The 9,813-nt window shown below is 59.0% G+C and carries 10 protein-coding genes; 1 reads left to right on the top strand and 9 read right to left on the bottom strand.

Translation table 11 applies throughout. The features are described 5' to 3' along the window. The 6 genes from GX108_01995 to raiA form a co-directional block, all read right to left on the bottom strand. On the bottom strand, window positions 1–1,811 hold a 1,811-nt coding region (locus GX108_01995; GenBank protein ID NLO55818.1), incomplete at its 3' end, for a CBS domain-containing protein. Next, the gene (coaE, locus tag GX108_02000) at window positions 1,808–2,698 is read right to left on the bottom strand and encodes a dephospho-CoA kinase (protein ID NLO55819.1); all 891 of its coding nucleotides are present in this window, start codon (window positions 2,696–2,698) and stop codon (window positions 1,808–1,810) included. The genes GX108_01995 and coaE, both read right to left, overlap by 4 nt. Then, on the bottom strand, window positions 2,658–4,634 hold the full coding sequence (locus GX108_02005) for a UvrD-helicase domain-containing protein (protein NLO55820.1): 1,977 nt from the start codon (window positions 4,632–4,634) through the stop codon (window positions 2,658–2,660). The genes coaE and GX108_02005 overlap by 41 nt, the downstream gene beginning before the upstream one ends. Then, the gene (gene hypB, locus GX108_02010; GenBank protein ID NLO55821.1) at window positions 4,631–5,287 is read right to left on the bottom strand and encodes a hydrogenase nickel incorporation protein HypB; all 657 of its coding nucleotides are present in this window, start codon (window positions 5,285–5,287) and stop codon (window positions 4,631–4,633) included. Before hypB ends, GX108_02005 begins: the two co-directional genes overlap by 4 nt. Window position 5,288: 1 nt before the next feature. Then, complete coding sequence (gene hypA, locus GX108_02015; GenBank protein ID NLO55822.1) at window positions 5,289–5,627, bottom strand: hydrogenase maturation nickel metallochaperone HypA; 339 nt, start codon at window positions 5,625–5,627, stop codon at window positions 5,289–5,291. Between the two features lie 372 nt (window positions 5,628–5,999). Continuing rightward, entirely contained in the window at window positions 6,000–6,542 is a 543-nt protein-coding gene (raiA, locus tag GX108_02020) for a ribosome-associated translation inhibitor RaiA (protein ID NLO55823.1), read from the bottom strand. Between the two features lie 200 nt (window positions 6,543–6,742). Here raiA and GX108_02025 point away from each other — a divergent pair, with 200 nt between their 5' ends. Continuing rightward, on the top strand, window positions 6,743–7,939 hold the full coding sequence (locus tag GX108_02025; protein NLO55824.1) for a pyridoxal phosphate-dependent aminotransferase: 1,197 nt from the start codon (window positions 6,743–6,745) through the stop codon (window positions 7,937–7,939). A 56-nt stretch (window positions 7,940–7,995) separates the two neighbouring features. On the opposite strand, the gene frr is transcribed toward GX108_02025, so the two are convergent. From frr to GX108_02040, 3 genes are all read right to left on the bottom strand, one after another. Then, window positions 7,996–8,553, bottom strand: coding sequence for a ribosome recycling factor (gene frr / locus GX108_02030; protein NLO55825.1), 558 nt, complete (start codon window positions 8,551–8,553; stop codon window positions 7,996–7,998). Between the two features lie 2 nt (window positions 8,554–8,555). Next, window positions 8,556–9,281 (bottom strand): UMP kinase, encoded by a 726-nt coding sequence (locus GX108_02035; GenBank protein ID NLO55826.1) that lies wholly within the window; start codon window positions 9,279–9,281, stop codon window positions 8,556–8,558. A gap of 67 nt (window positions 9,282–9,348) precedes the next feature. Next, window positions 9,349–9,813 (bottom strand): elongation factor Ts (locus GX108_02040; protein ID NLO55827.1); only part of this gene is annotated, 465 nt, incomplete at its 5' end.

Raw genomic sequence — 9,813 nt, forward strand, 5'->3', positions numbered from 1 at the left:
ACCCTTAAAAGCCTGTCCTTGATGTCACGCCTCCCGCCGAAGTAGTCGACCAGCGTGCCCCAATCCCCGGCCGTTATCGACAGGGCCATGGCGTTGACCGAGAAATCCCGGCGGTAAAGGTCATGCTCGATCGAATCGATGGAGACTTGGGGCTGAGCGACGGGGTATTCGTAAAACTCCCTTCTCGCGGTGGCCACGTCCACCTTTCGCCCGTCGGGGAAAACGATGGTCCCCGTCCGGAATCTCTGGTGGATCGCAACCCGGGCTCCGTTCTTTATCCAGGATTCGAGGAAAGCCACGGCGTCCCCTTCGATGACGATATCCAGGTCCTCGTTCAGCCTCCCGAGGAGCAGGTCCCGGACGAAACCGCCGACAACGTAGGCTCTCATCCCCATGGAGGTGGCTCTCTCCCCCATCCTCCTCAGGAGGGATGAAACCGGATCCTTGAGAAGGGACGCCATCAAGCCCGAAAGGTTCTCCACCCAGGGCATCTCCGGGGCCACCGTCCTCGTCTCGGCGGGCAGGGACCTTGGGAAAAGGGCCCTCAGGATATCGGTCCTGGTGACTATCCCCATCAATTGATCGTCCTTGGTCACCATGAGCCTGCCGATGTTGCGGGAAACCATGATCCTGTGCGCCTCGGCGACGGACGCCCCGGGGCCGATGGTCAGCGGATCCTCCGTCATGTAATCCTCGACCCTGGCCGCGCCAAGGCCGTGAGTCTTCGCGCGGTCCAGGTCCTTCCTGGTGATGAGCCCCTTTACTTTGCCTTCAAGCGCCACCGGAAGGGCGGAGTGTCCGTACCGGATCATCAATCGGTAAGCGTCCTCCACCGATTTTTCCGGCGAGATAACCATCACGGGGCTGGTCATGACTTCGCCCACCGTCACCAGGGGCTGGATGGATTTTTCGAGCCTTCCCTCGAGGTCCGCCAGAACCTCCTGGGGAGTGACGCCGGTCAGGGTCACCGCCGCGGCCTGGGAGTGCCCTCCTCCTCCGAGGGGAGAAAGAAAATCGGCCACATTGAGGACTTCCTCTCGGCCCCGGGCTACGACGTACACCCTTTTCTCCATCTGGACGGCGGCGAGGGCCACGTCGGCGTCGAAATAGTCCCTGAGGCGGTGGACGAAAAGGGAGAGGCCCTCCACGTAGGCGGAACTCGTCATGGAGGAGAGGACCACCTTGGCGCCGTGGATGTATCTCTCCCGGGCGTTTTCTATAAGTTTGTCGAGTATTCTCTTCTCGGAGCTGTCCAGTGAGAGTTCTATATAGGCGGGGATAGCGGTCATGTCCGCCCCCAGGTTCTTCAATTCCAGGACGACCCGGAAGTCCTTCTCGGTGGTCGCGCCAAAGGTGAGCGCCCCCGTGTCCTCGAAAATGCCCATGGCGAAAAGGGTGGCTTCCTGGGGCGAGATGGGAATCTCCCTTTCAAGAAGTTTCTCTACGAGGATGGTGGTCGTGGCCCCCACGGGCTCGATCAGCGAAAAGGAGGCCTCAATTTCTTCCTGGACCGCGGCATGGTGGTCGTAGACATGGACCTCGAGTCCCGGGCGATCGAGGATGCCGGCGAAGGAAGCGATCCGGGCGGGGGATCGCGCATCGACGATGATGAGCATCGTGATCTTGTCCATTTCGACCTGGCTGGGCGTCAGGATCTCCCACCTTCCCGGCGTCCTCTTGAGGAATTCCCTGACATTTCTCCCCGCGGAACCGGAGAAGCAGGCCCGGGCTCCCGGGTAAAGCTTTTTGGCAGCCACCATGCTGGCCAGGGAATCGAAATCGGCACCGATATGGGTGGTGATGATCTTCAACACTTCTCTCCCTTCATGGCCCGCAACAAAACATCCTTGGGAAGCCGCCCCGCTTCCGCCGGGCGCGAACGGAGGGCGACGCCACCGTCGCCGATTTTTTCGACCAGGGACCTTATTCCCTCCAGGTCGTCGGACATCACGAAGGCCGTGACTACCAGGCCGAGATCGCCCCGGGAAGCGTCCCTGACTTCGCAATCCTCGTCGGTGGCCATCCCCACCTCGATGACCCTTTCGTCCCTGGACAATTCCCGGAACAGGCGGCGGCAAACCTCCGGCGTGGCCGATTCGAAGCAGATCCTGTCTAGAGAGGAAAGGGAGAGAAAACGCAACCCGAGAGCCTTGGCCCTCGCCTCCAGTTCCTCCAGGGTGCCGTCATTCCTGATGACGAGGTCCGCCATCTCCTTCTTGCTTTTCGATTCGAGAAGCCAGCGTTCCCGCCGGTGGAGTTCCTCCCTGTCCCACCCACGGGCGGCATTGCGGCGAATCCTTTCCTCCTCCGGCGCCTCCACGTAAACGGTGAGGTTGATCCATTCCGGTACCCCCTTTTCGAACAAAAGGGGTATCTCCGCGACGACCCATCCGTCGAGATCATCGATTCGCCTTTCCATTTCCTCCCCGACGAGGGGATGGATAATCCCGCAGGCCCAACGGTACTCCTTCTCATCGTCGAAGATCACCCTGGAGACGGCCCCATGATTCAGGGTCCCCCCCGGGGTGAGGATGGATGTCCCCCATCTTTCCACGGCAAGGTCCGCCAGGTCTTTTCTCTCCCAGAGTTCGGCCACGATCGAATCCGCGCTTATGACCCTGGCTCCCTGGGATGCCCAGGCGAAGGACAGGGTCGACTTACCAGCCCCAACGTCTCCCGTAAGGCCTATCACCAGCATAGGACGCTTCCTCCCCGCTCATTTCCCCGGTTTCCTTGAATTCTTCGGGTATCTCCCAGAGAAACCTGGAGAAGCCGTTCCTCTGAATCGTCCCAAAAAGGACCCTGCTCCCCGCCGCGGTCAGGTAGAGCCTTTCCTCGGCTCTTGTCATGCCCACGTAACAAAGCCGTCGCTCCTCTTCAAGGCCGTCGGGGTCATCGATGCACCGGTAATGGGGAAACAGGGCCTCCTCGAGGCCGGCCATGAAGACAGCGGGAAACTCCAGTCCCTTGGCGGCATGGAGGCTCATCAGGCTTACCGATTCCGCCTCGTCGGGCACCAGGTCCAGGTCGGTCACCAGGGCTATCTCAGCGAGCATCCTTTCGAGCCCTTCCGCGGAGGAAGTGACCGAGAGGAGTTCGCGTATGTTGTCCACTCTCTCCCTCCAGCCTTCGGGGTCCATCCTGGCCAGTTCCCCTTCGTAACCTATCCCCTCCAAAATATATTCTATGATAGAGGGGATCTCCTCGCTCCGTTGGATGATCTCAACCATATGGGCCCCGAGCTCCATGGCTCCCTTTCCCGCCCTGCCGGGGAGGTCGGCCCCGCTCCTGGACAGCCTGGTCCAGAATTCAATTCCCCCTTCTCCCGAAGCATGGATGTAATCCTTCAACTTCTCCAGGGACTTTTTTCCCAAACCCCGGGAGGGCGTATTGCCTATCCTGTCCAGGGCTGCCTCGTCAAAGGGGTTGACGGCAAGCCGCATGAAGGAAAGGGCGTCCTTGACCTCCCGCCTCTCGTAAAAGGCCGTTCCGCGGACTATCCTGTAGGGGATATCGTTGCGGAGAAAAACCTCCTCGTAGAGGCGACTCATGGCGTTAATCCTGTACAGCACGGCCATGTCCCCGAACCTGAAACCCAGCCCCTTCAGCCTCAGCACCTCTTCGGCTATGAAGGCCGCCTCGACCCTTTCGTTATCCGCCAGGAGGACGTGGATCTTCTCCCCGTCGCTCCTGGAGGTCCAGAGTTTTTTCGGCTTCCTGCGGAAGTTGTTCCTGATGACGCCGTTGGCTCCTCCAAGGATATTCGATGTGGAACGGTAGTTTTGCTCCAGCACGAAGACCCTGGCGGCGGGAAAATCTTTTTCGAAGTTCAGGATCATGTTCATATCGGCCCCCCGCCAGCCGTAAATCGACTGGTCCGGGTCGCCGACGACCATTATCCTGTCCCGTCCCGCCGATAAAGCCTTCAGGAGGAGGTACTGGGGGCGGTTGACATCCTGGTATTCGTCCACGAGTATCCAGTTGATGCGCGCCCTCTCCCTTTCGAGCAAAGGGCCATCGTTAAGCAAAAGGTGCAGGGGCAAAAGAAGCAGGTCCTCGAAGTCTACCGCGCCCTGCCTGGCTAATCCCTCCTGGTACTTCAAAAAGACCGGGCCTACCGGGAAATCGCTTTCGCCCGCGGTGAGGTACCGCGGATCCCCCTCGCTCTTGGCCCTGGAAAGGCGCTCCACCATCCAACCCGGTTCGTACCGCTTGGGGTCGATATTGAGCTCCTTCATGACGGACCTCACCAGGGACCTGGTATCGGCTCGGTCATAGACCGTCGTGGCCCTTCGACCGGTGATCCTTTCGAGGTCACGGTAGTTCCTTATAAGGAAGCGAAGGCCCCAGGAGTGAAAGGTCCCGACGTCCGAACCCTCGAGATCGACGTCCAAAAGCCTGCTGATCCTCTCCCGCATTTCCCGGGCGGCCTTGTTTGTAAAGGTCACGGCCATGATTGAACGGGGATCCAGGCCCTGCTCCGAGACAAGCCAGGCGAACTTGTGGGCTAGGACGCGGGTCTTGCCGCTGCCGGCCCCGGCAAGGACCAACAACGGCCCCGAACAGTAACGGACGGCTTCCGCCTGGCTATCATTGAGCGACGCGGTCAGGTCCGGGGCGCCATTCCGATTCATGGTCTTTTCGCCCTGATCCAGCGTTCCACCACCGAGATCCACTCCGCCATGCCGTCTCCCCTGAGGGCCGATACTTCCAGCCTTTCGGCCCGGGGGTTCAATTCCTTTACATCCTTCCAGAAGAGATTCCTGTCGAAATCCAGGTGCTCGAGAAGGTCCACCTTGGTGAGCAGCACCGCCTCGGCCTTCATGAAGAGGTGGGGGTACTTGAGGGGCTTGTCCGGCCCTTCCGGAACGCTGCAAAGGGCGACCTTGTGGTCCTCGCCCAGGTCGAATTCCGCCGGGCATACGAGGTTCCCCACGTTTTCGACGAAGACGACGTCGACGCCCTCCATTTCAAGATCCTCCAGGGCCTTTTCAACCAGGTTGGCCTCCAGGTGACAGCCACCCCGGGTGTTTATCTGCACCACCGGGGTTCCCGTACGGGCTATCCTCTCGGCGTCCCTCGATGTAGCCACATCGCCTTCCAGGACCACCGACCTGAAGACCGGGTCTTTCAGGGTCTCTTCGAGCAGGGCCGTCTTGCCGGAGCCGGGGGAACCGATAAGGTTGAGCATCAGAACTCCCCTTTTTGAAAAATCTTTCCTGATCTTTTCGGCTATTTTTTCATCGGCGGCCATGACCGACCGCTGTATAGCTATTCTTCTGGGCATATCACTCTTCCACCTCCACCGATTCCAGGTCCATCTCCATGCCGCTGGCGGTCTCGATCTGATCGCTGCCGCAGCGGGGACATGTAAAGGATAGGCCATCCCATTCCTCGCCGCAAAAAAGGCACCGGCTCGTGACGGGCACCTCCAGTATCTCCAGCGAGGAGCCCTCCATGATCGTGCCCTCGGTGGCCACGGAAAAGGAAAAGACCATCACCTCGGGGATGACCTGCCTCATCCGACCGATCTTTAGGGTGACCTTGGTCACCTTCTTCCATCCCCTTTCCCTGGCCATCTCCTCCAGGGATTCGATCACAGCGCCGACCAGCGACAACTCATGCATTTTATCTTGAACCTCTCCGCTGTCTCCCGGGACGAAGACGGGCTTTGATGCTTCCGGGATCGCTTCCCGGCCCAGGCTTCGGGCGCCGCCGCCCCCCCTCGATCCTCGTCTCAGAAGTATAACCCCTCGGAGGTCCTTCCCCGGGCGGGTCCATCGCCCCACGGCCATGGAATACCAAAGGACAACCAGGTCTTGCGCGGACAGGCCGATGGCCGGAACCGCGAAAACCTGGTACGAAAGGGCATGATCCGGGGCGATCACGGGGCGATCGACAGGCGGCCCGTCGCCAGGGATAACCGGGAGGTTTCAATGAAAGGGCGGGGTCGCGGTGGCCCCACCCGTCGGGTTAGTCCTCCTTCGCGGGATGCCTGGTTACTCTTCGGGGATAAGGAGTCCGAAGCCTCCGTCCTTCCTCCTGTAGACCACGTTTACACTGCCGTTATCGGCGTTTCTGAACACAAAGAAGGTATGACCCAGGAGGTCCATCTGCATGGTCGCCTCCTCGGGGGTCATGGGACGGAAGGGGAACTTCTTGGTCTTCACGATCCCTTCCCTTTTTTCCTCCGGCTCGGAGAGCTCGTTGACAAAACCCTCGATCTCGAAGGATACCTCGGCGGTCTTCATCCTGGCCTTTTCCTTCAGGAAGGATTTGTGCTTCTTGATCTGGCGCTCGATATTCTTCAGGCACTTGTCGAAGGCCTTCCTGATATCGGAGGCGTAGTCCTCGCCCCTCATGATCACGCCATTCACGTCGGCGGTTATTTCAACCACCTTCATGCCGCGATTGGAACTCACCTCCACCTGGGTATCGAGGATCCGGTCAAAAAATTTTTCCAGTTTTTCTAGCTTTTTCTCCATATATTTCCGAAGTTCGTCCTGCAGGTCGAGATTGCGCGTGACAAACCTGACATCCATGATTTTCCCCCCAATCCACGATGGTTTCAGGAAACGGTATGGATCAGATTTTACCATCGAAGGTTCGGCCCTACAATGATTCTACTAATTCACCTTTATGCCGCTTTCCACTTATACAGGCATCATCTATTTCCCTCTTGGTCTATAATGACCAAGTAAATTTACGCCCCTGATCACGAAAGGAACGGAGATGGGATTCCATGAAGGTCTCGGCAAGAGCATCCAGGATGGAGCCGTCGGCAACCCTGGCGGTGGTGAACAAGGCGAAGGCCCTTAAAAATGCGGGGAAACCGGTCATTTCCTTCGGAGCGGGTGAACCCGACTTCGACTCTCCCCCGGCGGCCGCGAGTTATGCCGAGAGGGCGATCCAGGAGGGGCAGACCCACTACACCCAATCCAGCGGCATTCCCGAGCTTCGCGAGGCGGTGGCCTCCTATTACTCGGATCGCTTCGACCTGGACTATTCCAATGACCAGGTCATCATTGGGCCCGGTGCTAAACCCCTGATTTACGGGTCGCTGGCCTCCCTGGTGGATCCCGGCGACGAGGTCCTGGTTTTCTCACCGGCCTGGGTCAGTTACGTAGAACAGGTTCGCCTTCTGGATGGCAGGGAGATCGTGGTCGACACCACCGCTACGGGGAATATACCCCTGGCTTCAAGGATCACCGAGGCGATTACACCCCGGACGGCAGGAATGCTCATAAACACGCCGAACAACCCCACGGGCGCCGTTTACGACGAAAAGACCCTTCGCGAGATGGCGGAGATCGCCCTGGAACACGATCTCTGGATCATCTTTGACGAGATCTACGAGAGGCTCGTTTACGAAAACTCGAAGCACCACAACATAGCATCGCTGCTCCCGGAGGTCATGGACCGCACCATCCAGATCAACGGCGTGAGCAAGGCCTTCGCCATGACCGGCTGGAGGATAGGCTATGCCCTCGCGCCCCGGTGGCTGGCGCCGAAGATCGGGGCCATACAGGGACACCTCACGTCCAACGCCTGCTCCATAGCCCAGTGGGCCTCGCTGGGCGCGCTGCGAGAGGCCGAGGAGGATACTCTCCGGATGAGGGGGGAGTTCTCCCGCCGCCGCGAAATAATGATGGGACTCCTCCGGGAGATGCCCCTGGTCTCCTTCGGCGAACCCCGAGGGGCCTTTTATGTCTTCGTGAACATCGCCCCTGCCATCGGGGGAACTTCGGGCGGGAAGGTGCTGGAGAATGACGGAGATTTTTGCGAGGCCCTTCTCGAAACGGAATATGTCGCGGCGGTGCCGGGGACCGCTTTCCTGGCCCCGGGGCATATCCGCCTCAGTTACGCCAACTCCGAGGCTGAGATCCGCGAGGGGATGACCAGGTTTAAAAGATTCCTGGCATCGATCGAGGCCAGGTAATGCGAGGGGCGCCCCTGGCCAGGGACGCCCCCGCCACTAATAGTGAAGAAGGATTGTCAGTCTTCCATGACCTCTTTTTCTTTTTCGGCGGCGATCCCGTCGATCCTTTTCACGACATCGTCGGTGGCCTTCTGGCTCATTTCCAGGTAATCGTGCAGGGAGTCCTCGCTCAAAGTGCCGTCCTTTTCCATCTTTTTGAGGACATCGTTCGATTCCCGTCTTAAATTCCTTACGACGATCCTGGCGTCCTCGGCGCACTTCCTGACTAGCTTGGTGAGCTCGACCCGCCTCTCGCCGGTTAATTCGGGGATGATAAGCCTGATGTTCTCGCCGTCCACCGAGGGGTTGATCCCCAGGGGCGACGCCTGTATGGCCTTCTCCGCCGCTTTTACAGCGTTCTTGTCCCAAAGAGTGATGAGGATCTGCCTCGCGTCGGGCGTTGTAATGGAACCCACCTGGGACAGGGGGGTAGGATTTCCATAGTAGTCGACCTTGATGTCGCTCACCAGTGCCGGATGGGCTCTTCCGGTCCTGATACCCAGGAGTTCCTTTTTGAGGTATTCGACCGCTTTTTCCATTTTTTCCTTCATCTTCCTGATCTCCTGATCAGCCATGTTCAACACTCCTTTTCGAAATGGACGACCGTACCGGCCTGTTTGCCAAGGATCAGGATATCCCGGAGCATTCCCTCCTTGAGGATGTTCGCGACCAGGATGGGAATCCGGTTCTCCATGCAGAGCGAAAAGGCGGCCGCATCCATGATTTTCAATTGCTTCTGAAGCGCTTCGGCGTAGGTGACCCGGGGGAGCAGTTTCGCGTCGGGATTATTCGCCGGGTCGCTATCATATATACCATCGACCTTGGTGGCCTTCAATAGACAATCGGCGGATATTTCGGCCGCCCTAAGGGCCGCGGCGGTATCGGAGGAAAAGAAGGGCGACCCCGTCCCGGCCGCGAAGATGACTATCCTGCCCTTTTCAAGATGCCGGAGGGCTTTTCTCCTGATGAAGGGTTCAGCCAGTTCCCTCATCTCGATGGCCGTCTGGACCCTGGTGGGAACACCGAGGCGCTCAAGCACGCTCTGAAGGGCCAGCGCGTTTATCACGGTGGCGAGCATGCCCATGTAATCGCCCTGCGCCCTGTCCAGGTACTCCTCGCTCGACTGGGCGCCCCGGAATATGTTGCCCCCGCCCACCACCATGGCTATCTCCAGGCCATTTTCCGCCAGGGAAGCTATCTCGCCGCAGATTTTGCTGATGGCCTTCATGTCCAGCCCGAAAGTCGAATCACCTGCCAGCACCTCTCCGGAAAGCTTGAGGAGGACCCTGTTATACGAAGCCATGGAGCGCGCACCTCCCTTGGGGAAAAAGCAAAAAAAGGGCGGGGTCTCGCGCCCCGCCCCGAAAGCCCTATTCTCCTATGGAAAAACGGGCGAATCTCCTTACGACTATGTTCTCGCCCAACCTGGCAATTTCCTGGATCACGAGGTCCTTGACCTTTCGTTCGGGATCCCTGATATATTTCTGCTCCATCAGGCAGCTTTCCTCGTAAAACTTGGCAATACGTCCCTCGGCGATCTTGTCCAGAATATGTTCGGGCTTTCCCTCGTCGAGGGCCTGTTGGCGATAGATCTCCCTTTCCCTGTCGAGGTCCTCCTGGGGAACATCCTCGGGGGAGAGGTAGGAGGGCGCCGACGCCGCAATCTGCATGGCGATCTCCTTGCCCAGCTCCTGGAACACATCGGTCCTGGCCACGAAATCGGTCTCGCAGTTGATCTCGACCAAGGTGCCGATCTTTCCATTGGTGTGTATGTAACTGAAAACACGCCCCTCGGAGGCGGGCCTGTCGGCTTTCTTCGCGGCCTTGGCAAGGCC

It is taken from the genome of Thermovirga sp. (genome assembly GCA_012523215.1).
Taxonomy (GTDB): domain Bacteria; phylum Synergistota; class Synergistia; order Synergistales; family Thermovirgaceae; genus 58-81.

Bases quoted from the DNA above. Each gene is read 5' to 3' on its own strand.
- GX108_02035 (NLO55826.1), bottom strand. From the start codon at position 9,281: ATGGCTTCGTATAACAGGGTCCTCCTCAAGCTTTCCGGAGAGGTGCTG.
- GX108_02005 (NLO55820.1), bottom strand. From the start codon at position 4,634: ATGAATCGGAATGGCGCCCCGGACCTGACCGCGTCGCTCAATGATAGC.
- raiA (NLO55823.1), bottom strand. From the start codon at position 6,542: ATGGATGTCAGGTTTGTCACGCGCAATCTCGACCTGCAGGACGAACTT.
- GX108_02025 (NLO55824.1), top strand. From the start codon at position 6,743: ATGAAGGTCTCGGCAAGAGCATCCAGGATGGAGCCGTCGGCAACCCTG.
- frr (NLO55825.1), bottom strand. From the start codon at position 8,553: ATGGCTGATCAGGAGATCAGGAAGATGAAGGAAAAAATGGAAAAAGCG.
- hypA (NLO55822.1), bottom strand. From the start codon at position 5,627: ATGCATGAGTTGTCGCTGGTCGGCGCTGTGATCGAATCCCTGGAGGAG.
- coaE (NLO55819.1), bottom strand. From the start codon at position 2,698: ATGCTGGTGATAGGCCTTACGGGAGACGTTGGGGCTGGTAAGTCGACC.
- hypB (NLO55821.1), bottom strand. From the start codon at position 5,287: ATGCCCAGAAGAATAGCTATACAGCGGTCGGTCATGGCCGCCGATGAA.